At 37.7% G+C, this 26,947-nt stretch carries 20 protein-coding genes and 1 riboswitch; of the genes, 13 read left to right on the forward strand and 7 right to left on the reverse strand.

The genetic code is table 11. The features are described from left to right. Window positions 1-16 precede the first annotated feature (16 nt). Window positions 17-1,726 (reverse strand): methyl-accepting chemotaxis protein, encoded by a 1,710-nt coding sequence (locus tag H7K77_RS18250; protein WP_186579984.1) that lies wholly within the window; start codon window positions 1,724-1,726, stop codon window positions 17-19. Window positions 1,727-2,041: 315 nt separating this feature from the next. Between H7K77_RS18250 and H7K77_RS18255 the strand changes: the two genes are divergently transcribed. The 5 genes from H7K77_RS18255 to H7K77_RS18275 all read left to right on the forward strand — a co-directional run bounded on the left by H7K77_RS18255 (window position 2,042) and on the right by H7K77_RS18275 (window position 10,990). Continuing rightward, complete coding sequence (locus tag H7K77_RS18255; RefSeq protein ID WP_186579986.1) at window positions 2,042-3,799, forward strand: two-component system sensor histidine kinase NtrB; 1,758 nt, start codon at window positions 2,042-2,044, stop codon at window positions 3,797-3,799. A 282-nt stretch (window positions 3,800-4,081) separates the two neighbouring features. After that, window positions 4,082-6,436: a nitrite reductase large subunit NirB gene (gene nirB / locus H7K77_RS18260; protein WP_186579988.1), complete on the forward strand. Its 2,355-nt coding sequence runs from the start codon at window positions 4,082-4,084 to the stop codon at window positions 6,434-6,436. 18 nt (window positions 6,437-6,454) lie between these two features. After that, entirely contained in the window at window positions 6,455-8,590 is a 2,136-nt protein-coding gene (nasC, locus tag H7K77_RS18265) for an assimilatory nitrate reductase catalytic subunit NasC (RefSeq protein WP_186579990.1), read from the forward strand. A gap of 108 nt (window positions 8,591-8,698) precedes the next feature. Further along, window positions 8,699-10,147 (forward strand): NarK family nitrate/nitrite MFS transporter, encoded by a 1,449-nt coding sequence (locus tag H7K77_RS18270; RefSeq protein ID WP_186579992.1) that lies wholly within the window; start codon window positions 8,699-8,701, stop codon window positions 10,145-10,147. Window positions 10,148-10,420: 273 nt separating this feature from the next. Next, window positions 10,421-10,990: a transposase gene (locus H7K77_RS18275; protein ID WP_186579994.1), complete on the forward strand. Its 570-nt coding sequence runs from the start codon at window positions 10,421-10,423 to the stop codon at window positions 10,988-10,990. Between the two features lie 41 nt (window positions 10,991-11,031). Here H7K77_RS18275 and H7K77_RS18280 read toward each other — a convergent pair whose 3' ends face one another. The 6 genes from H7K77_RS18280 to H7K77_RS18305 all read right to left on the reverse strand — a co-directional run bounded on the left by H7K77_RS18280 (window position 11,032) and on the right by H7K77_RS18305 (window position 16,791). Beyond that, window positions 11,032-11,214, reverse strand: coding sequence for a hypothetical protein (locus H7K77_RS18280; protein ID WP_186579996.1), 183 nt, complete (start codon window positions 11,212-11,214; stop codon window positions 11,032-11,034). Window positions 11,215-11,216: 2 nt separating this feature from the next. After that, on the reverse strand, window positions 11,217-12,515 hold the full coding sequence (locus H7K77_RS18285) for a helix-turn-helix transcriptional regulator (RefSeq protein WP_222599445.1): 1,299 nt from the start codon (window positions 12,513-12,515) through the stop codon (window positions 11,217-11,219). Window positions 12,516-12,632: 117 nt separating this feature from the next. After that, window positions 12,633-13,382 carry a PHP domain-containing protein gene (locus H7K77_RS18290; RefSeq protein WP_186580000.1) on the reverse strand — a complete coding sequence of 250 codons (750 nt, stop codon included), beginning with the start codon at window positions 13,380-13,382 and terminating at the stop codon, window positions 12,633-12,635. A 25-nt stretch (window positions 13,383-13,407) separates the two neighbouring features. After that, window positions 13,408-14,232 (reverse strand): energy-coupling factor transporter transmembrane component T family protein, encoded by an 825-nt coding sequence (locus H7K77_RS18295; protein WP_186580002.1) that lies wholly within the window; start codon window positions 14,230-14,232, stop codon window positions 13,408-13,410. Continuing rightward, window positions 14,219-15,928 carry an ABC transporter ATP-binding protein gene (locus H7K77_RS18300; RefSeq protein WP_186580004.1) on the reverse strand — a complete coding sequence of 570 codons (1,710 nt, stop codon included), beginning with the start codon at window positions 15,926-15,928 and terminating at the stop codon, window positions 14,219-14,221. The genes H7K77_RS18295 and H7K77_RS18300 overlap by 14 nt, the downstream gene beginning before the upstream one ends. 5 nt (window positions 15,929-15,933) lie before the next feature. After that, complete coding sequence (locus H7K77_RS18305; RefSeq protein WP_186580006.1) at window positions 15,934-16,791, reverse strand: cell division protein FtsQ; 858 nt, start codon at window positions 16,789-16,791, stop codon at window positions 15,934-15,936. Between the two features lie 184 nt (window positions 16,792-16,975). On the opposite strand from H7K77_RS18305, the gene H7K77_RS18310 reads away from it, so the two are divergent. The 8 genes from H7K77_RS18310 to H7K77_RS18345 all read left to right on the forward strand — a co-directional run bounded on the left by H7K77_RS18310 (window position 16,976) and on the right by H7K77_RS18345 (window position 26,934). Further along, window positions 16,976-17,809, forward strand: a complete 834-nt coding sequence (locus tag H7K77_RS18310; protein WP_186580008.1) for a MurR/RpiR family transcriptional regulator — start codon at window positions 16,976-16,978, stop codon at window positions 17,807-17,809. Window positions 17,810-17,921: 112 nt separating this feature from the next. Further along, window positions 17,922-18,119: a hypothetical protein gene (locus tag H7K77_RS18315; RefSeq protein ID WP_186580010.1), complete on the forward strand. Its 198-nt coding sequence runs from the start codon at window positions 17,922-17,924 to the stop codon at window positions 18,117-18,119. Window positions 18,120-18,578: 459 nt separating this feature from the next. Beyond that, a complete protein-coding gene (locus tag H7K77_RS18320) occupies window positions 18,579-18,734 on the forward strand; it encodes a DUF1540 domain-containing protein (protein ID WP_186580012.1) in 156 nt (51 codons plus the stop codon). A gap of 270 nt (window positions 18,735-19,004) precedes the next feature. Next, a riboswitch (SAM riboswitch) is annotated at window positions 19,005-19,122 on the forward strand. Window positions 19,123-19,316: 194 nt separating this feature from the next. Continuing rightward, window positions 19,317-20,042, forward strand: a complete 726-nt coding sequence (locus H7K77_RS18325) for a phosphoadenylyl-sulfate reductase (protein ID WP_186580014.1) — start codon at window positions 19,317-19,319, stop codon at window positions 20,040-20,042. Window positions 20,043-20,093: 51 nt separating this feature from the next. Beyond that, window positions 20,094-21,938 carry an assimilatory sulfite reductase (NADPH) flavoprotein subunit gene (locus tag H7K77_RS18330; protein ID WP_186580016.1) on the forward strand — a complete coding sequence of 615 codons (1,845 nt, stop codon included), beginning with the start codon at window positions 20,094-20,096 and terminating at the stop codon, window positions 21,936-21,938. A 36-nt stretch (window positions 21,939-21,974) separates the two neighbouring features. Beyond that, window positions 21,975-23,684, forward strand: coding sequence for an assimilatory sulfite reductase (NADPH) hemoprotein subunit (cysI, locus tag H7K77_RS18335; RefSeq protein WP_186580018.1), 1,710 nt, complete (start codon window positions 21,975-21,977; stop codon window positions 23,682-23,684). Window positions 23,685-23,742: 58 nt separating this feature from the next. Next, complete coding sequence (gene sat, locus H7K77_RS18340; protein WP_186580020.1) at window positions 23,743-24,897, forward strand: sulfate adenylyltransferase; 1,155 nt, start codon at window positions 23,743-23,745, stop codon at window positions 24,895-24,897. Between the two features lie 240 nt (window positions 24,898-25,137). Continuing rightward, complete coding sequence (locus tag H7K77_RS18345) at window positions 25,138-26,934, forward strand: SLC13 family permease (RefSeq protein WP_186580022.1); 1,797 nt, start codon at window positions 25,138-25,140, stop codon at window positions 26,932-26,934. Window positions 26,935-26,947: the final 13 nt, after the last annotated feature.

A 26,947-nucleotide genomic window follows, 5' to 3' on the forward strand; every position in this document is an offset into this window, starting at 1 on the left:
TTTCCTCCTCCATCTGTTATAACTTGAATTTGTTCATTAGTTCTCTCATGTTGCTTACCATGTTAGATAGTGCATTAGAACTATTTGAAATATTTTCAATCGATTGACTTTGTTCATGAACAGATGCAGATATTTCCTCGGCACCTGCTGCTGACTGCTCGGAAATTGCTGCGATGCTTTCTACTGCTTCATTAATTTCTTTACTAGAATCCTCCATGTATTTAAAAGTAGTGGATATTCCTTGAATCCGTTGATCCATTTCTTCTATTTTTTCACGAATGTTTGTAAAGAATTTACCTGTAATTTCTAAATCTTTGGCACCTTTATTTGCTTCTTCATAGCCATTATTCAAAGTAGAGGACATGGTGTTGGTTTCTTCTTTGATACTGAAAACAATATCTGTAATGTTTTCGATTGAGCTGGAAACTTCTTCTGCAAGCTTTCTTACCTCTTCCGCGACAACCGCAAATCCCTTTCCTACTTCCCCAGCTCGTGCGGCTTCAATGGAGGCGTTAAGTGCTAGTAAGTTTGTTTGTTCTGCAATAGATTTTATGACGTGTACTATTTCAGTAATTGAATTCGTTTTTTGTTCAAGACTTTTCACATTTTCAACAGAATTTCTTACTACTTCGTGGATCAAATGCATCTGCCCTAATGATTCCTTCATTTGTTTATCGCCCTCTGAAGAAACGTTCTGGACGGTAGTTGAGAAGGAAACGAGATCATGGCTATGTGCATTTGCTTCTTCCAATTTTTCCATAAATGCTCTTGTTGTTTCAGAAATGGTTGTTGTTTCATTCGCTTGACTACTAGTACCGTTCGCTAATTCCTCGATTGTAATAGCCACTTGTTCACTACCAATTTTTACTTCATCAGAGGCACTCGCTAGCGCGTTACTTTGTTTATCAACTTCGGAAGATAGAGTAGTAATTTCCTCGATCATAGTGCGAAGGCTGCTACTCATGTCGTTTACAGAAACGGCTAGTTGCCCAATCTCATCACTACCATTATTTTTCAATGGTTCTATGGATAGATTTCCATTGGCTATTTGATTACTTGTTACGACTATATTATTAAGGTTCTTACTAATTCTTCTACTAATTAAAAATAGTAGGGTAAAAGAAACTATAATAGATACTCCACCAGATATAATGAGCAACACAATAGTATTGGATATATTAGTATTAGCTTCAGACAGTGCTTTTTGGTTAGCATCAATCGCTGATAATTTTAATTCTTCACCAACCTCGGCAGTATTTTTTTTCAATTCATTGGCGGACTGTTGTAGTTCTGCAAACTCTTTTGTGTTTAACTGTTGAACTTTAGGTACAGCCATACTGAAAAAATACTGATCAAGTTCGTTGTTATTCTCGACTAACTGATTAAATAATGCCAATTGTTCTTTATTTGTAATTTTGCTCTTTAACTGTTTTGCTTTGTCTACAAATTTCATACTTGTTTCTAGGTAATTTTCGAGCTGTGCTTCCTCAGATAAAACGATGTATTCCGGAATATAAACGAACTTTTCATTAAAAATTGTAACTAGGTCAGATGAATATAACGAAATTATATTTGTCTCTGTTGTTTCGTCCATCTTGTCGCGTGTCTGACTAAGTAAAAAATAAGTCAATAGAACTGAACTAATAAAGGCTATAGCCATAAGTGAGAAAATAACCGTGTACTTTCCACCAATCTTTATGTTTTTCCACCTTAATTTATCTAACAATGGTAGCTCCCCCTTTAATATATTTGTTTAAATAGGTGTCGTTTTAAATTATCGGAACAATTCGACAAAGTTTTAATTTCGGTGCCTGTCACCACCCGATTTTTGTCGGAATAATTAAGAGTGGAGGTGTTGTCTTTTTAATTTTATAGGACTAATTTACTGTGTGGTTAGGAATTTAGGCCGGTATTTTGTGGAGGGATTGTATAGAATAGGGAAGTGAATAAATATATATTTGTAGAGAAATGTAGACTTTTGGTGTATGATTGCATGTAGGACTATATTATCACTAAAAGTAATTACTTGACGAGGTATAACATGAGAAATAAACTATTACGTTTTTCACCCATTCCTATATTTACAAGCTCTGTTGTAACTCTTGCATTTTCAATGTTTTTTTTATTACAGGATTTTCAATATCTTGCTGAATCTTTACAAGAATCATGGTTGATAATGATATTCTTGCTTATTTCCGTTATCGTAGCGCAAAAATATGTCATCAAGCTACCACCAAGTGATGAAAATGCTTTTTCAATGGATACGCCAATATATTTAGCTGTAATGTTTTATTTTGGTGTTGAAAGCTCCCTATTACTATTAGTAGGTAATGCTATTGTTTATTTATTTTATAGAGAAACAGTAATCTGGAAACAGCTAATAAACTTTTCCTATTACGTTTTTATGATATTTGGTGCGTATTTTACTTTCCTTCTTACTGGAGGGGAAGTAGGTTCGCTAATTTTAGTAGACACCCATGCCTATGTAGTCTCTATGCTCTGCTATTATTTGATCAATATTTGCCTTATGATGTTGTATTTTAGAGCTAGAAGATTAAGTAATAACTCTGCTTTTTTTTCTAGGGCTAGTGCAATATCGAGACAAATATTTAAAGAGTCTACACCAAATTATTTAATTGCGTTTTTATTAGTTATAATTCTGTCTATTTTTATTGAAGCAAAATCTTATTTGGGCATAATCCTTTTTAATATATGCATCATGATCTTATCTATTATATTTAAAAGATATTTCGAAATGTACGAAGAGATTACAATAGACCGAGATAACCGACAACAAATTATGGATTCATTAGAAGTTGGTGTTTTAGTTTGTGGTGAGGATAACAACTTTTTAGTAATTAACAGTGCGGCCTTAACTATCTTAAATGTTGATAAAGAAATGGTAAATGCTGTTGCTTTAGCTACGAAAGAAAGACCATACATTAACTCTAATTTCTGGGATATTCTTCTATCGCAAAAAATAATTCAAAACGTAAAAGTTAAATATGATACTGGTAATGAGATAAAAACATTATTAGTCTCACAAAAAGAATTATTCAATAATGTCAGTAAGGAAGTAAATCGAATTTTTCAATTTATTGACATCACTGAACAAGATGAAATCGAAAGACGTATTCATCAATCTGAAAAGTTAGCTTCGCTTGGTGAATTATCTGCAGGGGCGGCTCATGAAATTCGAAATCCACTAACTGTGATACAGGGATTCCTAAGTATAATGAATAGTTCTTTTTCAGAGAGTGAAAACAATAAATACCGTGTACCATTTCTACTAGAAGAATTAGAACGTATAAATTCAATTGTAGAAGAGATGCTGTTGCTCGCAAGGCCAGGAGACCCAAATTTTGAAGAGGTTTGTCTCAAGGATATTATTGAAGAAATCATGGAACATTATAGCTCGACCATTGAAGGAATTGAGTTTAAGGTTGATTTAGCACCTACAAAAGTGTATGTGGATCCTAAGCAAATCAGACAGGTGCTCTATAACCTTATTAGGAATAGTAGTGAGGCTATGGACGGCAAAGGGACCATATTTATTTCATCCTATTTAAAAAATGGAGTGTATCGTTTATTAGTTAGAGATACAGGACCTGGAATAACTTCAACAATTCAGGACACTTTATTCAAACCGTTTCGCACTAGTAAAGATTCGGGAACTGGATTAGGTCTGTCGATCGTCCGACGGATAATCGAGGACCATAACGGTAAGATTGGGCTATATGATACATCCGATCAAGGAACTACATTCCTAATAGAGGTACCTTTAAAGCAGCCGCTTTAAAGGTGCCTGTCACCACCCGAATTTAATCGAATGGTGTCGAGAGTTTTCGGGGAAGGCGCAGTAAATGTGATTACATTTGCTGTGCTTTTTTTTATTTTTTTATAACTTTATGTAATCTCTTTCATTTGCTATAGACTGCACATTAGACGGATTGAAAAGTTTAAAAAGTCTGAAAATTGTATGTTAACTTACCTTACAACACCTGTGACGCTAATGATGTATTTATGATACTCTTTTTCCATAACAAACAATACACTACTGATTTCTCTGGAGGGTATAATCGTGCGTAAGCAAAAATTAGTTTTAGTTGGAAACGGTATGGCAGGTATGAGGTGTGTCCAAAATATATTGGCTGAAGATCACACCCTTTTTGAGATCACTGTTTTCGGCTCAGAACCACATGTCAACTATAATAGAATCAAGCTATCGTCTGTGTTACAAGGGGATACGAGCTTTGATGATATTACGATAAATGATCATAACTGGTACGAAGAAAACGATATTACGCTTTATACAGGAGAAACAGTTACAGAAATAGATAAAGATAATCAACAACTAAAAACAGATAAAAACAGAATAGTAAGCTACGATAAATTGATTTTAGCTACTGGCTCCAATCCAATTATGCTGCCATTGCCTGGTGCTGAGAAGCAAGGTGTTATAACGTTTCGAACGATTCAAGACTGCGAGGCAATGATAGAGGCATCCAAAACCTATAAAAAAGCAGTTGTGATTGGTGGTGGGCTTTTAGGACTTGAAGCAGCAAGGGGGCTCTTGAATTTAGGTATGAAAGTAGATGTTGTTCATTTGGCGGATTGTCTGATGAACAAACAACTAGATACAACAGCTGCAAAAATGCTACAGCAAAAGCTGGAGCAGCAGGGAATGAACTTTTGGTTAGAAAAAAGTTCAGAGAAGATCCTAGGTGGTGACCGAGTCGAAGCGATTCAATTTTCAGATGGTACAGTAGTGGAGACTGATCTGATTGTCATGGCTGTTGGGGTTAGTCCGAATATAAAACTTGCCAAAAAATCTGGACTTAAAACAAATAGAGGAATACTGGTCAATGATTATTTAGCAACGAAAACAAAAAGTATATTTGCTGTTGGTGAATGTGCAGAACATAACAACATGGCTTATGGTCTGGTTAAACCGTTATATGAACAAGCAGAAATTTTAGCGAAATTTTTATGTGGAAAGCAAATAGAAGGATACAAAGGATCAGTTCTCTCGACCCAACTTAAAATATCAGGAGTTAATGTGTTTTCAGTAGGTGACTTTACCAAAGATGAACGTACAAAAGCTATCCAAATCCATGATGAAATCTCCTCTACCTACAAAAAAATATTCTTCCGAGATAACAAAGCCATTGGTGCTGTTTTGTTTGGAAATACAAAAGAGGGACCAGGGCTTCTTGACCTTATTATGAAAAAGAAATTCATCCCAGATAACGAGAAAGCAGATTTATTTAAACCGAAGGATATTGCTGCTTCCTATGCTGCATCCTTACCAAGAGATGACTTCGTTTGTACGTGTAATAATGTTTCAAAAGGTGAGATTATTGAAAATGTACTTGAGCACAACCTTTCGACTGTAAACGAAGTGAAAGCATGTACCAAAGCGTCTAGCTCATGTGGGGGATGTAAACCAGTCGTGAGTGATCTTTTAGAATTTATTAAAAGCGATCATTTTCATGAAAAATCTAAACAAAAAAATCTATGTCATTGCTCACCTCTTACGGAAGAGGAAATTGTTGCTGCTATTCAGGAACATGAACTAACTAGTGTACAGCAAATTATGAATACATTAGGTTGGGCAAACGAGCAGGGCTGTAATGCTTGTATCCCGGCTCTAGAATATTACCTAGGGATGATTTACCCGGAGTATGGCAAAAGTCAGGATACCGTTTATTTAAGTGAGAACAGGAATGCGATGATTCGTAGCGATGGCACATATTCGATTGTTCCACAACTTTATGGAGGTATGGTGGAAGCAGACCAGCTACAAAAAATGGTAGACGTTGCCAAGGAGTATCGACTAGGGAAATTAGCGATAACAAGTGATCAACGGATCCATCTTAATAATATTTCAAAGAAGGATCTTCCCAATGTTTGGTCTGATCTTGAGATGCGGCTTTATTCCGCCTCTGCCAATATGGTACACACTGTTAAGACAAGTAACAGTTATCAGCTGTGTGAGTGTGATAAACAGCCAGCTTGTGAAATATCCGAACAAATTGAAAAACGAACTGAATTTTTAAAAGCGCCATATAGAATTCGTATTGGGGTGTCAGCGTGTATGCATAATGGAGCTGGTTCCACAACAAAAGATATCGGTGTTATCAAAATAAGTCGGGGCTATGAAATTTATGTTGGTGGGAGTAGTGGTCGTCATGCAAGAAATGGAAAACTACTAACGGTAGCAGAAACGAAAGAAGGCGCCGTTGAGATTGTTCTTGGTTTTATTCAATATTATCGTGAGTCAGCCAATTATTTGGAGCGGACATGGCAATGGATAGAGCGAGTATCGTTAGTTCATATTCGTGAGGTACTTTTTAACGAGGAACTATTAAACTACCTAATTACTAATTTAAAGGCAGATTTATTACGGAGAAAAAACTTAGTTGTGAAAAACTAGTGAGAGGAGAAACAAACGTTGACTGATCTAATGTTAAAATACTTCCGAAATAAGCAGCAATCTGTTGAAAAGGAAAAAATCTATGATAGCCAATGTCCATACTGCAGCATGCAATGTAAGATGCAACTAATAGAGCAGACTGTTGTTTCTAGAAAAGTGCACAAAACAGTCGGCAAAGATAATCCTACATCAGAAGGCAGACTTTGCATTAAAGGGTTGAATGCTCATCAACATGCCTTGCACCGAGATCGGATTAAACAACCTTTAATGAAAGTAGATGGCCAGTTTACTCCGATTACATGGAATGAAGCGTTACAAGTCATTGGTGATAAGTTTTCCTCGATACAAAAGCAACATGGGTACAACGCTTTGTCTGTGTACGGCAGTGCCTCTATTACGAATGAAGAAGCCTACCTTTTGGGGAAATTTGCCCGAGTGGGATTACAAACGAAATATATCGATTACAACGGCCGGTTATGTATGGGAGCGGCTGCGACGGGAGCTAATCAAACATTCGGAATGGATCGTGGATTTACCAATACGTTAAAGGAAGTACCAAATACACGTTGTATCATTTTGGCTGGTACAAATATAGCGGAATGCCAACCGACGATCATGCCATATTTTGAAAAAGCAAAGGAAAATGGAGCGTATATTATTGCAATTGATCCACGAGAAACAGCAACTACTAAAATAGCTGACCTTCATCTGAAAAATAAACCAGGAACAGATGTTGCGTTAGCTAACGGTATATTGAAAGTTATCATCGAAAATGGTCTGATAGATGATGAATTTTTGGCGGAGCGAACGGAAGGTTTTGAACAGGCAAAAGCATATGTTACTTCTATTAATCTGTCTGAAATAGCTGAGATAACAGGAGTGTCTGCCGAACAAATTTACCAGACCGCAATGGTTTTTGGAAAAGAAGAATCAGGAATGATTTTTACGGCGAGAGGTATTGAGCAGCAAACAGATGGAACAGCAGCAGTTCGAAGCTTTTTGAACATTTTATTGGCGACAGGAAAAATCGGAAAGCCGAATTCAGGATACGGAGCTGTTACGGGGCAAGGAAATGGGCAAGGTGCTAGAGAGCATGGTCAAAAAGCAGATCAGCTTCCAGGTTATCGTTCGATTGAGAATGCTGAACATCGATCGTATATAGCGGATGTATGGGGGATTAAGGAGAAGGATCTTCCCCGAAAAGGAGTGTCTGCCTATGAAATGTTTGAAAGGATTGAGGCGGGGGACATTCACGCGATGTTCGTAATGTGCTCTAATCCGATTATTTCCAATCCAAATTCAAACTTTGTTAGGAAGGCACTGGAAAAGCTAGACTTCTTAGTTGTTGCAGATATGTTTATTTCAGAGACAGCAAAACTAGCAAATATAATTTTACCGGCTACGTCTTACTTAGAAGATGAAGGCACGATGACTAATGTGGAGGGGCGGGTCATGCTGAGAGAGGCGAGCTATCCGATAGTTGGAGAAGCTAGGCATGATTGGCAGATCATTTGTGATATCGCCAAAGCGCTCGGGAAGCATAAATATTTCACCTATCAAAATGCGGAAGAAATCTTTGAAGAGCTACGAATGGCAAGCCGTGGTGGTATTGCCGACTATTATGGCATAACCTATGACAGACTTTGTAAGGAAAAAGGGGTGCTATGGCCATGTCCCGATCCTGATGCTGGGGGAACAGTTAGGTTGTTCGAGGATTCCTTTGCACATAAAGATGGTAAAGCGAGGATGGTTGCCTTTTCTCATCAAGCGGAGGTGGCGAAACCAGTTGCAACTGAACAATTTCCTTTGTTGCTGACGACAGGACGGGTTATGTCACATTACCTCACCGGAGAACAAACGAGAAAGAGTCCATCATTATCTGCAAGAAATGTAGAAGCATTTATGGAGATTCATCCAGATACAGCAAAAAATTACGGGTTAATAGAGGGTGTACTTACTAAGGTTGAATCAAAGTATGGTTGGATTGTTGTTCGAAGTAAGTGGTCTAAAACGATTAGAAAAGATACAGTGTTTGTTCCATTCCATTGGACCGAAACCCAAAATGTTAATCGACTTGTTGCCAACGAATTAGACCCTTATTGTAAAATGCCAGGATTTAAAGTAAGTGCTGTAACGGTAAGCCCTGTTAGTTGACCTATTATTGGGTGAAAAAATTGACTACTACAATACCTACCTCTTGCGGTGAGGTATTGATAAAATAAATTATCTAAATATTCAGATAAAATATCAATGGAGGTTACTATGGAAAATAATATGTATAAAGGCAATGTCAAAATGTTAGGATTTACTACCTTGGCTTTCTTCTTAACTTTTGTTGTTTGGTTTAATATGGCACCGTTTATGACAACTTTGAAGAGTGTTTTTGGATTAACTTCGGACCAAGTGGCTATTCTTGCGGTAGCAAACGTAGCCCTGACGATTCCAGCAAGGGTGTTAATTGGCATCTTGGTAGATAGATATGGGCCAAGGAGGGTTTTTTCGGGATTACTTATTATCTTGAGTATTCCGTGTTTTACTTTTGCACTCTCTGATTCTTTTATGCAGTTAATGATTTCGAGGATGTTCTTGGCCATAATTGGAGCCGGTTTTGTTGTCGGGATTCGACTAGTATCCGAGTGGTTCCCAACTAAGAAAGTAGGCTTAGCTGAAGGGATTTACGGCGGATGGGGTAACTTTGGTTCTGCAGCAGCAGCTATGACGCTTCCTACATTAGCTTTATTTTTCGGTGGGGATAACGGATGGCGTTATGCGATTGGATTGACAGGGCTTATTGTCCTAATCTATGGTTTGATCTTTATGCGCCTCGTTCAGGATAGGCCGGACGGTGTTGAGTTTAAGCAGCAGAAAAAAGCTGGAGCTTTAGAAGTATCAAGTTTCCGTGATTTGGTAGGGTTGATTTTGATGACGTTACCTGTTTACGGGATACTAGGCTTTTTAACATTTAGATTAAATTATCAATTACATTTTATAAGCACAAGTGTTGCAGTCATGGTGTACGTGTTTTTATTCCTAATGCTGTTATTTAATGTTTATAAAATATGGGACGTGAATCATGAAAGGTTGAAAGAAGGGGTTCCTGAAGAAGAAAAATATTCCTTTAAGCAAGTAGCTATTTTAGATTTCTCATACTTTTGTACCTTTGGTTCAGAGTTAGCAGTAGTTTCTGTTTTGCCACAATTTTTTGAAGAAACATTCACACTAAGTATCGCTCAAGCGGGTTTAATTGCAAGTAGTTTTGCATTCATGAATCTTGCATCACGTCCTGGTGGGGGCTGGCTAAGTGATAAATTTGGTAGAAAGAAAACATTGGTTATATTAATGGCTGGATTGGCAATTGGATACATCGGTATGTCGATGATCGGATCTAGTTGGCCGTTGTGGACTGCGATTGTATTGACTATGTGTTGTTCATTCTTCGTTCAAGCGGGCGAGGGGGCAGTATATGCAATGGTGCCGTTTGTTAATAAAAAATCAACTGGTCAAATATCAGGAATGGTAGGGGCGTTTGGTAACATAGGTGGTACCACATTCTTAACAGTATTCAGCTTCGTCAGCCCAAAAATATTCTTCATCACCATAAGCACAGCAGCAGTCATCTGCTTCATCTGCACCTTCTTCCTCCAAGAACCCAATGCCGTAGAAAAAAGAGTAAAGGTGCCTGTCACCACCCGAAGTTTGTCGAAGGTTTAACTCAAGGTGCCTGTCACCACCCGAAGTTTGTCGAAAGAGATGGAAAAAGGCTGTTGCATATTTGTAACAGTCTTTTTTTTGGGTTTCTGGGATTTGTAGACACATAGAATATGATTTTTTAAAAAGAAAAATAGAATATCTACCTAATGAACCTCCTTACTTTACAATAATAGTCAGTTGTTATTATCTTACAAATCTAATAAATTTAAATTAAGATAGAAATTTTTTTCATATTATTGTGTTAGAAACGTTTAGTGAAAAGGAGTTGAAGAGATGGCAAGAAATATCAGGTTATGGATACCCAATTTTTACTATCATGTCGTATGTCGTGGAAATCGTCGTGAACCTTTGTATCATGACGAGGATGATTATGCTGTTTTCCTTTATATATTGGAGCAAACAAATAAGAAGTTCCCCTTTGATATAGCCTCGTATTGTCTAATGAATAATCATTTCCATTTGCAGATGAAGGCGAAGGAACATCCAATTTCCAAAATCATGGCTATCATCAATAAGCGCTATGCGAATTATTACAATTCCAAATATGAATTAACTGGTCATGTATTTGAAAAACGCTTTTTTGACAAGATCATTTCAGATGAGTTAGGAATGTTAGAAGTGAGTCGCTATATTCATTTAAACCCTGTGGTAGCAGGTGTTGTAGATCGACCTGAAGACTACTATTGGAGTAGTTATCGTTTCTTTTATCCAAGCCAAGTTAAGAATACAAATGCTGTTTCTTTCTTAAATACTGAAATAATTTTCAAAAATTATAGTGGTACCGTACATGACAAAGCAGCTAGCTATAGAGAATTTCTATTTAAATATCAAGATAATATATAAATAAAAAATAACAGTCCTAAAAAGAACTGTTATCTATTACGTTATTTTGTTTCAGTAGTAACATCAGGTTGTGTTTCACTAAGCTCTTCAAGCTCAACATTATCAGGACTTACAACTCTTGGTCCCCCAATATCATCCCTTGTAGCATGGACTACATCTGCATAGGTTTCTGCTGTATAAATAGCTAAGATAGTAATAAAAAATACCTTAAAAACACTTTTCATTTTTACCCCTCACTTAACTCAATGTTTTTTAAAAAGTATTCAGAAGCAAGCTTGTATTTCCGATCACGATAATAGTATTTTCCGATTTGGGTATAGCACTTTCTTAACTCGTACTTATCATCCACCTGAAGAAAATATTTAATTAATTGTTTTAAATTGCTTAAGTATTCATCTAGATTTTGATTTAGACGGTAATACTCATTAAAAGCTTGAAGTAATCGATAATGTTGGTCTTCATTTATTTTAAGAGATTCGGCGATTGAATGTAGATGATGCGCTTTATCTATATTTTTAACAAGTAAGTGACACTCGATTAATTCCCTATAAGTAATGGAAAGGTTTCTATGATTATCTTTTTCTTTCATCTCGATTGATTTTGTGAAAAGCTCGATAGCCTTTTTTATATTACCACTATCCTTGAAAATCATTCCTGTGTTATGAAAGATAAACCCTAATATATCAAAGTAACGAAACTCTTCTGCGTAGGACTGGGCCGATTTAAAGGCAGAATGTGCTTCTTTATAGCTTTTTGTTCCCCTATATGCTGCGCCTAATAGATTATAAGCTAAGGCACTTTCATAAGGAAGATCTAGTTTGTCATAGTAAGCGATTACTTCGGTTATTATACTAATTGTTTGTTGGTGCTTTCCTAACTGTTGGTAGATTAGCCCGATGTTGTAGGTAATGACAGCTTTTTCTAAAAGGTTTTCTACCATATTTTTTAGTATAGAATAATTCACTAAACATTGATCATAGTCTTGCTGGTAGTAATTATAAAGACCGTTTGTATAATGGTAGGCTTTTCTTAAATATAAAGGAAGTCCATCTATATTGATGTCTTTAAAATAGGGGTCTAGAAAATTAGAGACAATTTGATCGCTAGTGGTTAGGTCACCACTCTTTATTAAATAAGAAACCTTTAGTAGAAGAAAATAGCACTCTAATTTCGGGGATAAAAGATATTCATAATAGTTGTCATCAATTAATTCGATAAGGGACTTTGCCTTATTAGAGCCTAGTATTATATCCTCAAATAATTGATTCAATAAATAAAGTAGCTGCATATCCATTTCTTCATAGTTAGTGAAGAAAACACTAGGTAGATCTAGTCTAGCAGCAATAGATTCTAAAAGGGTAGTAGATGGTACAATATAACCATTTTCAATCCTTCGAAGTCTTAGGGGAGAGATTAAATCCTTTGCTAAAGATTCAAGTTCTACACCATTTATAGTTCTTTGGATATATAAGCGCTTACCAATATTCAACATCAACCATCCTCGCATAATCTCTAATTCTATCATATAGCTTTCGGTGGTGCCTGTCACCACCCGGATTTTGTCGAATGGGAAAAAGAGTTAGGGAAAGCAGAGCCTAGTCTAGGCTCTGCTTTGTTTGTGGGTATTTAGTATTATTTTTGATTAGACGTGTCTAACCATTTTGATTGTCCGTTTAACGAAGCGAGCGGTGTTAACTTTTAATGCGGCATGATCTGAAACAACTAGATCATATTGTCGATTAACCATCGCTTCTCGCAATTGTTCAATTGTTTCACAGTCTGTATAAAATTTATTTTTCACACAACCGAACTGAACGGGGAGGTGGGAATCACTACCAGCTACTACCGGCTTATTGAGTGATACTCCTAGCTCCTTTAGTTTTTCCTCTGTGCCTGGTTGTTTGGCAACATCTTTCCCGTTTAAATCGAACGCATCATATCGTTGCAGCTTTTCATTACCAAGGTGAAGCAGAGGGGTCGATTCTCTTGTAGGATGTGCACCGATTTTTATCACATCGAATCCCTCGACTACATTAAATAACTGATCAAAAGTTGGAAAGGTGCTCTTTTTTGTATTGTTAGCAAACCTTGCACGAATCGTCCGAATATCATCACGATGTCCGATGATTAAATTATGACCTGTTTCCCTAATGTCGATTTCCATCCCTGTAAAAACCTTAAAGCCATCTACATCATAATAGTGACCATTATAGTGAAAGTGCTGATCTAATGTATCAAAAATATCTTCAAACTTTGTCGTGTTAAAATGTTCCGTTAACGCCAAGGCTGTTAGGCCATTTCTACGTGCACTTCGTATCATTTTCTTAAAGTACGCTAAGCTGAAATCTACCTTTTTGGATAGTTTTGTATGGGTATGAAAGTCAATAAACATAATCTTCTTCCTCTCTTTAGTCGAACTATAATGGATAGATACTGCCGATATAAAAGCTGATGCTGAGAAATAAACAAGTTGATGCCAATAACACAATATCCTTAGTTCTTACTTTTAAATAAGATAGTTTTAATTTTTTGGCTTCTGGATGGTTAAGTGCATAGGTAAACCCTTTTACTTCTAATGCCTCAACTGTTGTTCGTGTCCGTTTAGCAGTATTTAAAATCATAGGATAAAAGGCTAATACCGCAATTTTTCCCATATAGAAAAGCTGCCTCCAACGAAGAAAACCCTTCTTCTTTGGAATCCTTCCACGTAAGCGGTAGGAATTAATGATCTGGTGATATTCCTCAATTAATATCGGAATCATTCTATATCCATACGAAACACCGAAACTCACCTGGCCAGGCAGCCCAAAGCTCAATAAAGCGTCGCTAAATTTTTCTGGATCTAAGCTTGCGAATACTGCTACACTAGCTAAGGCAACAGTGACGAGCTTAAGGGTTAGTGTCAGGATAGCTAGAAACGCCTCAATGTCCCCTCCAAGGAAAAAAGTTAACACGATAATTGAAATGAGATTACAAAATGTTGTGAAGGAAAGCATTACTAAAATAAATCCACTAATTCTAGACAAAGAAGCAATGATTACCATAGTAAAGAAGAAAAGTAATAATACCGTTGTGTTATGCACAAACCACGGTAAGATCGCAAAAATGGAGTACCATAAGATAACAATTCTAGGATCAAATTGTGCAAGAAAGCTCCCCTTCTTCACATATGCGGTTCTGAGTAAGGTTAGTTTTAAACTATCGATCGACACGTTGGTAAGTAATTTCTCAATATAATTCATACTGATCATGCTCCAATCGTTGACAGAAATCCGTTACGTGTAAAGCGGATGGCTGCATGCTTAGTTTGATGCTTAATTCGGTAATTTGAGGAGGTTTTAAACCGGTTTGTTTCATTAGAAAAGGGTTGTTAAACAATTCTCTTCCATTCGTATCAGCCAAAATTTGACCTGCTTTCATGACCACGATCCGGTTTGCCCACTCTGCTGCAAGCTCCATATCATGGGTTGCGATAATCACAACTCTTACATGCTTTTTTAATTTTTCAAGCATGGCAATCATTTCTTTTCTACTAGACACATCCAAACTAGCGGTAGGTTCATCTAATAAAATAACCTCTGGGCGCATCGCCATCCCAATTGCTAGTGACGCCCTCCGCTGCTGTCCACCGCTTAATAATCGTCCGTCCCGATCCTGTAATCCTTCCAGATGGAATTGCTTGATTATATCGTTAACGAAGGCTTCATGATTGGGTACATCTCGAGATTTTAGGAAATAGGAGATATCTTCACGGATATTGTCCGCAATAAACATTTTTTCAGGCTCTTGATAAATGTACGTAACAAATTCAGATAGCTCCTCTGGCGATACATTCTTCGTATCCCGGCCAAGTACAAGGACAGAACCTTGACCTGGTCTTTGAATTCCTGTAAGCATTTTTTGTAACGTTGATTTCCCTGCACCATTCCCCCCAACTAATGCAACACGATCATCCTCGTAGAAAGAAAGATTTATATTTTCCAGAACAGTTTTCGTAGATTTGTCTACCGTTTTGTATGTATGACTAACTTGTTGTAAGTCGATTAAGGCCGTTCGATTAGAGTGATTTACACGATCCTCTGTGGGAGCAGTTGCTGTAGCATATTGTGGAACAGTTGAAAAATATTTTGCTGCCTCGTCTACCGTTATTGGGTAAGGATATCGCTCTGGCGAAATTTGATAAGCAGCTTGCGTAACTTGTGGTGGAAAAATATTACGTTCTAGTAAATCTGTTACTTGGTTTAATGCTTTATGAACGGGATACTTCCATGCTAATTCACCTTTGTTCATTAACAAGACCTGATTACAATAATTAGCGATGAACTCTGTGTGATGCTCGATCACGATAATTGTTTTACCGTACTGTTCATTTAACATTTTTAATACTTTATAAATGTCGACGGCGTTGTTAGGATCTAATTGTGCAGATGGCTCATCAACAATGATTATCTCGGGATTCATCGTCAGCACACTTGCCAAAGCCACCATATGTTTTTGGCCACCGCTTAACTGCCAAATATATTGATTTTTAATAGCGTGGAGATTTAGTAAATCAATCACTTCACTAGCCTTTTCATGGTAATCAATAAAACCAAAGTTCATTCTGGAAAAGACTAATTCATCATATACACGTGGCCGAACTAACTGATTTTCAAAATCCTGATAGACATATCCAACGTTAGCTGCTATTTCTGCTACAGAATGTTGGATCGTATTTTTACCATTTATCCCGACTGTTCCATCGTAATCCCCAACATAATAGTGTGGAATCAATCCGTTTAGTGACTTACAAAAGGTGGACTTACCACTACCGTTACTTCCAATGATAGCTGTGAAGTCTCCTTTATTAATCGTTACATTTACATCGGTCAATACATCTTCATTAGCACCTGGATAACGAAATGATAAATTCGAAACTTGAATAATTGGCTCTGTCATGTCGTTTACCCTGCCTTTGGATGTTCGAAGTCTTGTTTCGATTTTGGTCGTAGCAGTAACGTGATGATAAGTACTACGGCAGCTATTGCCATGCCTACCCAAACAAACCAACCACCAAATTGGTCAATAAAATCTGGCTCCCATGCACCAATTTCGATGGCTTCACCGATAACGCCGAATAATGTTGCACCAACAAAGACGGCTATAGAAACAACGAGTAAATATCCAGCAGCCACTTGAGAGTATGCGCCTTGGCGTGGTTTGACACCTAATAGAGGTTCAATTTTTCCATGAAGCTTTGGTATGAGGATGATGGATGGGATAATTCCAACGATTACTCCTGCGATGACCCATTCCATAGAGCATTCCACTAGCTCTAAAATGACAATGCTTTCTGGTAATCCTTGAATAGCCTCTAGGTCTTCTACACCTACCCATACTTTAATACAATCAGCAAGTCCACCTAATACTTGTTCGACAGCTATCCCTACCATCCCGGCAATGGCAATGGAGAATTTACTGTTTAAATTCTTAACTAGTAGGCCCGCGATATATAATCCAATAAATAAAGTAAGTACACCCTCAATTTCTCCTAGCCCACCAAAGTCTCCCATAAGGAGGTCTCCAAATACAACTTCCCCAACTGCTGCGCCAAGGGCTGCGTATAAAGGGTTAAACAACATAACTAAAATAAGACCGATGAAGCCGAAGTATGGTACGCCAAATTCGATAGAACCAATTCCGATATCTGGAACTAATTCTGTTACGAGATCTCCTAAACCAAAAAGCGCCATAGATAATACGAAAACCATCAATTTTTGTGACTGACCCTGTTGGTTTGTTGGACCAATGTTTGATTGCATGTTTATTCCTCCTATTTATTATTCTCACTTTGGATTATAAAGCTTGATTGTTAAGTGAATATTAGGAAAACGTAACGGGTTTGTAAAATAAATATCATTTTCAATTATATGAAATTTATCTTTCATTTTAGCGTTGTTTTTTCATGTTTGATGTGCTAAAAAAGAAGAGGGGGTGCGATAGACGATGACTGTAATTTCTTTTGAAGTAGAAAAATTATCTGCAGGACATAAGAAAGTGGCTGATTTTATTTATAAAAACATAACTAGCATTGCTTTTTTGACGGAAAAGGATATTTCTAGTCAATGTGGTGTTAGTGTTGCGACTGTTTCTAGATTTTGGGGGGCAGTCGGCTATGACAACTTCAAGCAATTTAAGCAGCAATTAAAACAAGAAACAGAAACAACGCCAGCTGTAAAAATGAAGGATAAAATGGGCAAGGTATCTTCGAATGATGTATTAGATGAAATAATTCAGTTGGAAATCGACCATTTAGCAGAAACATTAGCAACTATTTCACGTGAGGATTTCAAAAAGGCAGTAAAACGCATTTCAACTGCTAAGCGAATCTTTCTTTATGGTTCTGGAGCATCCTATGCGTTAGCAGAATTGCTACGTTTTCGATTGAATCGTTTTGGATTAAACGTTCAATTAATAGAAAAGGGTGGATGGGAAATCTTCGAGCACATCCCACATATAGAGCAGGATGATGTTGTGATTGTATTTGGGTTTGCTAATGCTCCGCCAGAGGTCAAGTTGCTGCTAGATATGACGAAAAGGATTGGCTGTTGCTCGATCCTATTTACCGATATGATGGTTTCTGAATTAGTAGAAGAAGCGGAGATTGTCTTATATAGCTACCGTGGGGCATTATCGGAATTCCACTCACTAGTAGTACCAACCGCCATCATTGATACCCTAACAATAGCGATAGCAAAACAAGACCAAGGTAACAAAATCAACAAACTCCAGCAACTATACGAACTAAGAAAACAACACGCCCCAAAACTGCAGTATTAAAAGGTGCCTGTCACCACCCGGTTTTTGTTGAATATTGTCGAGGTGGTGTGCGGTGGGAAATGAAACTTTTTAGGAGTTTGTTCGTAATTTAATAGTAAGGAGAGTGATGAAAATGGGTTTTATCATTTTTGTTGTATTGATGTTTGTGGTTCTTGCTATATTTGGTGGCAGGAACGGATCTGGACGAAGTAATCAGAGTCATAATTCTTACTATCACCACCATCATATGTCGAGCGAAAGTGACGATTCTAGTTTTTCAGATGGTGGATTTGGTGGCGACTTCGGTGGTGGAGATGGCGGGGGAGATTGAAATACCCTAATGTGTATAACAATCCCATCTGCAAATTATTAATAAGTAACCGTATTAGCAAAGTTGCTTATGCGGTTTTTTTCTATTTGCTAGTATAAAAATATGAATCAGCTGTATGTGGATGACATTTAAATTCAACCCCGTCCAGCTCTAAGCACTAGCGACTAGCGAGAGACTCCCTCTAGTCCGTACGATCACAATCCGACGTACGATTGAAAATATGAATTACTCCGTTTACCGCGTTGGATTCTTCTCCTACTGCTCAGTCCATTCGGCGCGTGGCTAAACGGGATGTCTTCGTTTTGTTCCTATAAATAAGAGTAAACATTAATCAAATTCCAGCTATTTAAATGTCATAGACAAGTAGTTTTTACATAGTCCAATATGCTATTATAAAAGAGTAATATTTTTTGTGTAAATATGTGAATTTATTCACAATGGTGAAAGGGGGTGTACGATGTGGCTCAACAAGTACTATGTGAAGTATCTAATTGTACGTTTTGGGTAGAAAGTAATAAATGTTCAGCAGACGCCATTTACGTAGTAAGTCAAATTGGTAACGAAGCAAATAAACAAGAGGAAACAGATTGCAAAACGTTTGAGGCAAAACATTAAGATTTCCACCCAACTAGACCCCACATATAGCTAGATCTAACCAGGTTAAAAAGGTTGGGTAGCTTATATTATAGAATGATTTGCCACCCAACCTGCTGAAAATTCATCCTAAATATCTATTCACTCCACTATATTTATCTAGTAAAATTGTAATTGATTTCAGATAATTTCAAATAATACGTACAATATTTTGATACATGTATTGACATTTACTGCTAAAAAGCCTATTATTTTTATCAGAATAATAATAATTAAAATTTTATAAGCATATTCTTATCGTGAGAGGTGGAGGGACTGGCCCATAGAAGCCTCGGCAACGGGTCTGATGATTGATATAATTAGATGCTGTGCCAATTCCAGCAAGGCGTTAGCACTTGAAAGATAAGAAGATAGGTAGATTTCTTTTATCGATACAAACCTCTCTTCTTACTAAGTATAGAAGAGGTTTTTTTATACTGTTTTTTAGGAATGAACTACTGTTTGCGTACTTACTATGTATATAACGAAGTAAATTAAATTGCTAACAAATATTTGAAAATTTCATAGAATAAATAAACTAAAAACCAGATTGGGGAGTTTGATATGAGTAATACTGTTGTGAAGTATGATTCATTTACTGGTGACCCTTTTGCTGACTGGAAACCTAGTGATCCAACTAAAGGGGCCGCTGAGGTATTAGAATGGGCATATAGCTCCTATGGAGAGTCCATTGTATATGCTTGCAGCTTTGGTGCAGAGGCAATTGTGTTAATTGATTTAATATCTAAGGTAAAAAAAGATGCAGAGATCGTTTTCTTAGATACGGATTTACATTTCCCGGAAACGTATGAGTTGATTGAAAAAGTGAAACGTAGATATCCAGAGCTTAATATCATCATGAAGAAACCGGAGTTAACATTAGAAGAACAAGGTCAACAGTATGGATCAGCTTTATGGAAAAGGCAGCCAGATCAGTGCTGTTACATTAGAAAAATAAAGCCATTAGAAGATGCGCTAAGTGGTGCAACTGCTTGGATTTCAGGATTGAGGAGAGAGCAATCTCCTAGTAGAGCTAAAACTAACTTTATAAACAAAGATAATCGATTTAAATCTATAAAAGTATGCCCCCTAATTTATTGGACTTGGGATGAAGTATGGAGTTATATCCAAGAAAATAGCTTGGATTACAATGAATTACATGATAAAGGCTACCCAAGTATTGGGTGCATTCCATGTACGTCTGCCGTTGAAGATGATGGTGACAGTCGCGCGGGGAGATGGCAAGGTACAAATAAAACAGAATGTGGTCTTCATACACCAGGATCGTGATTTAAGTAATGATTTTAAATAAAAATAGTATTCCTTTGTGAGGTGGGATTTTTGCAACTACAAGTAACCAACAGTCCATTTAGTCAAGAACAAGCTGAACTTTTAAATCGCCTACTACCAACCCTAACGGAAAACCAGAAACTATGGTTAAGTGGCTATTTAGCTGTCGCTGGGCAAGCTAATTCTGAAAGTGCAGCAACAACGCTGAAGGATGCAATTGAAGCAACGCCTTCAGCCCCTGTTCAGGAGCAAGTTGAAACGAGAGAAATTACGGTTCTCTATGGTACAGATACCGGTAATTCTCAAGGACTTGCAGAAGAATTTACACAGAAGCTTACAGATAAAAATTTTAAAGCAACGGTTTCCTCCATGGAGGATTTTAAGCCAAAAGCGATTAAAGATGTGCAGGATTTACTAATTATTACGAGTACAGATGGGGAAGGGGATCCACCTGATAATGCGATTTCTTTCCATGAATTTTTACTTGGTAAACGTGCACCGAAGTTAGAAGGTGTTCGCTTCTCGGTTCTTTCTTTGGGGGACAGCTCGTATGAATTTTTCTGTCAGACAGGGAAAGATTTTGATAGTCGCTTAGAAGAATTAGGTGCCGAAAGAATCTACCCTCGTGTAGATTGTGATCTTGACTTTGAAGAGCCAGCAGAAGAATGGTTTGCCGGCGTTTTTGAAAAGTTAAACGAGAACGCAGGAGTGACTAAAGTTGAAGGGCAAGGAGCATTAGGTCAAACAGACGTAGCGCCTGATCAAGTGAAGTACTCTAAAAAGAACCCTTTTAAAGCAGAGGTGTTAGAGGTAATTAATCTTAATGGACGTGGTTCCAATAAGGAAACACTTCATATAGAACTTGATTTAGAAGGCTCTAACCTAGATTTTTTCCCTGGTGATAGTCTTGGAATTATACCTGAAAATGCCCCTGAATTAGTGGAGGAGTTGTTACAAGAAACAGGATGGAACCCGGAAGAGTCCATTTCCATTAATAAAGAGGGTGATCTCCTGTCGCTACGTGAGGCATTAACAACTCATTTTGAAATTACCGTTTTAACAAAGCCTTTCTTGGAAAAAGCTGCAGAGCTATCTGAAAGTGATGAGTTGAAAAAGTTAGTAGATTCAGGTGATCGGGATAAAATTAATGCATATACTGAGGGCAGAGATTTACTTGACTTATACCGTGACTTTGGTCCATGGAAAGCAACTGCCGCAGACTTCACGAACATTCTGCGTAAGCTTCCAGTTCGCTTATACTCGATTGCTAGTAGTTTACAAGCAAATCCGGATGAAGTTCATTTAACGATTGGGACAGTACGATACCACGCGCATGGACGTGACCGCATAGGTGTGTGCTCCGGTCAGATTTCTGAGCGTACCGAAGTTGGAGATAAGTTATCTGTATTCGTTCAGAAGACTGAAAGCTTTAAGCTTCCTGAAAATCCAGCAACACCAGTTGTTATGATTGGTGCTGGAACTGGTGTTGCCCCATACCGTTCCTTCTTACAAGAAAGAGAAGAGATCGAGGCTGAGGGGGATACGTGGTTATTCTTCGGAGACCAACATTTCGTTACCGACTTTTTATATCAAACGGAATGGCAGCAATGGCTTAAAGAAGGTGTGCTGACTAGAATGGATGTCGCTTTTTCAAGGGATACAAAAGAAAAAGTATATGTACAGCATCGAATGGCTGAGAAAAGTAAAGAGCTATATGAATGGTTAGAAAAAGGTGCGCACGTTTACGTTTGTGGTGATGAGAAACGGATGGCGAAAGATGTTCATAATACGCTTATCTCTATTATTGAAAAAGAAGGCGGAAAGAGCCAAGAAGAAGCAGAGGCATTTATAGCCGACATGCGTAAACAAAAAAGATATCAACGCGATGTTTATTAATAGATTAGAAGAGTGATTGGGGAAAGGAGTTTCATCATGTCAAAAAGATTTCCGTATGAAGCTGGACCGCCAAGCGGAATGGAAAAGCTTAAAGAGAGAAGTGATTTCCTCCGTGGTAATTTAGTAGAAAGCTTTGCAGAACCATTAACATCAGCAATTCCAGAAGAAGATACATTATTATTGAAATTCCATGGTAGTTATATGCAGGATGATCGGGACTTACGTAACGAACGGAGAAAACAAAAGCTAGAGCCAGCGTATCAATTTATGATCCGTGTTCGTCTCGCAGGGGGAATTACTACTCCTGAGCAGTGGCTTACAATGGATGAATTATCAGATACGTATGGTAATGGAACATTAAAAATGACGACACGTCAAACGTTCCAATTACATGGTGTTTTAAAATGGAACTTGAAATCAACGATTCAAGGTATGAATAAAGCATTACTTGATACGATTGCTGCTTGTGGGGACGTAAATCGAAATGTAATGGCAAGTGTAAATACAGAGCATTCGAGGTACACGAATGAAGTAAATGAATGGGCGCATAAAATCAGTGATCATTTATTACCAAGAACAAAGGCATACCATGAGATCTGGTTAGATGAAGAGAAAGTGATCGACAGTAAAGAAGAATTGGAACCAATTTATGGTGATCTTTATTTACCTCGTAAATTCAAAATAGGGATTGCTGTTCCACCTTCAAATGATATAGATGTGTTCTCACAGGATTTAGGGTTAATTGCCATAAAAGAAGAGGATCAGCTAGTCGGATTTAATGTAGTTGTTGGTGGTGGAATGGGAAGCACACATGGGGATAAGGATACGTATCCTCAAGTAGGGAAGGTCATCGGTTATACTCCAAAAGACAAAGTAGTCGATGTGGCAGAAAAAATTCTAACGATCCAACGTGATTATGGAAACCGTTCGAATCGTAAAAATGCACGTTTTAAATACACTGTGGATCGTTTAGGTAAAGAGTGGATTCTACAAGAACTGAACAATCGCCTTGGTTGGGAGTTAGAAGAAACACGTGACTACCACTTTGATCACAATGGTGATAAGTATGGTTGGATTAAAGGCCATGATGGTAAATGGCACCTAACATTGTACGTTCAAAATGGACGTGTGGCAGATTATGACTCGTATAAGCTAAAAACAGCACTGCGTGAAATTGCAAAGGTACATACTGGAGATTTCCGTATGACACCAAATCAAAATTTGATCATTGGTAATGTGACAAACTACATGAAACCAAAAATTCAGAAGCTTGTTGATGAATACGGCCTAACAGACGGGAAAGAAAATTCAGCATTACGAAGAAATTCAATGGCCTGTGTGGCTTTCCCAACTTGTGGTTTAGCAATGGCGGAATCGGAACGTTATCTGCCATCTCTGATTGATAAAGTCGAAGTACTTCTTGATGAAGCTGGCTTGAGAGAACAAGAGATTACGATACGGATGACTGGATGTCCAAATGGATGTGCACGTCCAGCTCTAGCGGAAATTGGATTTATTGGGAAAGCTCCTGGCAAATACAATATGTACTTGGGTGCAAGCTTCAACGGTGACCGTCTCAACAAGATGTATAAAGAAAATATTGGTGAAGAAGAGATATTAGATACACTTGGGCCAATCCTTAAAGCATATGCTAAAGAACGAGAAGAAAAGGAACACTTCGGCGACTATGTAATCCGCGCCGGATACGTCAAAGAAGTTACTACAGGATTAGAGTTCCACGACTAAAGGATGGTGCCTGTCACCACCCGAATTTTGTCGAAAATATTAATTTGGAGGTTTTAGGATGTCTATTGAAGCACATGGGGGTATTCTTGTAAATCGTGAGCTTAAGGGTGCTGAAAGGGAGGAAGCTTTAGCGAAAGCTACAACCTTACCTTCTTTAACGATTTCTTCTTGGGCTGTTTCTGACTTAGAATTGATCGGAATTGGTGGGTTTAGTCCACTTACAGGGTTCTTAGGTAAAGCAGATTACGAAAGTGTTGTAGCTAATACACGTCTAGCTGATGGAACTATTTGGAGTGTGCCAATTACACTTTCCGTAACAACAGAAGAAGCAGATAAATACCAAATTGGTGATGAAATTGCCCTTAAAGGCGAAGATAACGTTATTTATGGAACGCTTAAACTAGAAGAGAAGTACGCATATGATAAAGAGCTAGAGGCAAAGAAAGTTTATGGCACTACAGAAGAAGCGCATCCTGGTGTCAAAAAATTATATGAGCGTGGCGATGTTTACCTAGGTGGACCTATTACACTATTAAATCGTCCGGACCACAGTGATTTTGCTGATTTTTACATGGATCCTAGTGAAACGAGAAAAATGTTTGCGGACCTTGGTTGGAAAACGGTAGTTGGTTTCCAAACTCGAAACCCGGTTCACCGTGCACATGAATATATTCAAAAAAGTGCACTAGAAGCGGTAGATGGCTTGCTATTGAATCCACTTGTAGGAGAAACGAAATCGGATGATATCTCTGCAGAAGTGAGAATGGAAAGCTATCAAGTTATTCTTAAACACTACTACCCAGCAGACCGTACGAGACTAGTAATCTATCCCGCTGCAATGCGTTATGCAGGACCAAAAGAAGCGATCCTACATGCGATTGTTCGTAAAAACTACGGTTGTACACACTTTATTGTCGGACGTGATCATGCTGGTGTTGGTGACTACTATGGAACATATGAAGCACAAGATTTCATTAGTGAATTTGAAAGCGAACTAGGAATTCAAATCTTTAAGTTCGAGCATGCCTTTTTCTGCACAAAATGTGAGAACATGGGTACTGCTAAAACCTGTCCACATGATAAGGAAAACCATGTTCACTTAAGTGGTACAAAAGTTCGCGAAATGCTTCGTAATGGTGAAAAGCCACCAAAACAGTTCTCTCGTCCAGAGGTTGCGGAAGTATTAATTAAAGGAATGGCCGTCAATAGCTAAGTAATTGAAGTAGAACCTATCCATGTTAGGAGAGTTGCGCTTATCGTAACAAACCTAGCATGGTTGTTTTTTATCACAAACAGCTAACTGTTAAAAATGTTAGATGAATAAAACTTGTTACTACCTCTAAATGAATAATTATCTGAAATATGTGAATTTAAGAGGGGAGTAAAAAGAAACTGAAACCGTAGATCTATAAAAGAGATCTTTATGCTTCAGGTCACAAGGGGGGATAACACCATGTCATGGGAACTTATATTTACATTAGTAGTTGTTGTACTGATGATGGTTGCGTTAGTGAAAGAAATAACTCGACCTGCAATCATAGTCTTTACTGCTTTAATTAGTTTTTTTGTTACAGGTATTTTAACAGCGGAGGAAGCTGTAGCAGGGTTCTCGAACCAAGGAATGTTAACTGTAGCGTTATTGTTTATTGTTGCAGGCGCTATTCAAAATAGTGGGCTTGTAGAGCGTGCGATCGCCTTCTTTTTAGGGAATGGAAAATCAGCTAAGCGTTCCTTGTTTAAATTTCTATTACCGATAACAGGAGCATCGGCCTTTTTAAACAATACACCGATTGTCGTGACACTAACGCCAATTGTTCGGAAGTGGTGTTCGGACCATAATATCTCACCATCAAAATTCCTTATCCCCCTCTCCTATGCGTCCATACTGGGAGGTATCTTAACATTAATGGGTACATCAACTAATCTAGTTGTCCATGGCATGATGTTAGATAGAGGTTTAGAGGGCTTCTCATTATTTACATTGGGGAAAGTTAGTATCCTTGCCAGTGTGCTTGGTCTCATTTACTTAGTGACAATTGGTTACAAGCTGTTACCAAACCATAAGACTTTTGGTGAAACAATCGGAGATAAAAGTAAAGAGTATTTGGCTGAAATGATTGTAGAGGAATACTATCCATACCTTAATAACCCACTAGTAAATAAAACGGTGGAAGAGGCAGGGTTAAGAAACCTTGAGGGTGTGTATTTGATTGCTATCATCCGTAATCATGAAAAAATATATCCTGTTAAAAATACAACGAAGATCAAAGTGAACGATCGCTTAATATTCACAGGCGTCATTTCTAAAATCGCTGAACTGAAAGATAAAAAAGGGTTAGAACTAAAAACCGGGACTACTCTAACATTAGATAAACTTCGTAACGGAAACGGGCAGCTCGTCGAGGTTGTGATTTCCCATCAATCCTCATTACTTCATAAAACAATTAAAGATACTCAGTTTAGAGGGAAGTATGATTCAGGTGTCGTAGCAGTCCATCGAAACAATGAGCGTATCCAAAGTAAAATAGGGGACATTGTTTTAAAGCCAGGGGACACATTATTGTTGCTAGCTGGAGCGGATTTCCATGAACGTTCCGCTCAATCCAATGATTTTTATGTCGTAACACCGTTAGATGACCACCCACTATTAGAAAAAATGAATCCAATGAAGGCCTGGTTAGCAGTAGGAACACTTATTGTGATGATCGCCTTAGTAAGCTTTAACCTATTACCAATGTTCAAAGCGATGTGTATCACAGTTGTTTTATATATTTTGTTTAAAATTATTACACCAGATGAGGCAAGGCGAACGTTGCAGTTTGATGTTTTGTTGTTAATTGCAAGTGCCTTCGGTGTTGGGGAGGCCTTATTTAAAACTGGTGCAGCAGAGTGGTTAGCCAATCAACTAGTAGCATTATCGGAGCCGTTTGGTTTGTTAGGCGTTTTAGTATTTATCTATTTATTAACTGTATTATTTACAGAAGTGATTACGAATAATGCTGCTGCGGTACTAATGTTCCCAATTGCAGTGGAGGCAGCAAATCGCCTTAATCAAGATCCGATGGCTTTCTTAATATTGATAACGATAGGTGCTTCAGCTAGTTTCCTGTCTCCAATCGGTTATCAAACTAATTTAATTGTTTATGGTCCTGGAGGGTACAAATTTACCGATTATTTCAAGGTTGGATTACCATTAAGTGCGATTGTGATGGTAACAACCATAGGTATGATTTATTGGACTTGGTTATAGTGTTTTAAAAATG

This window comes from Aquibacillus kalidii (assembly GCF_014280935.1).
GTDB classification, from domain to species: Bacteria; Bacillota; Bacilli; order Bacillales; family Amphibacillaceae; genus Aquibacillus_D; species Aquibacillus_D kalidii.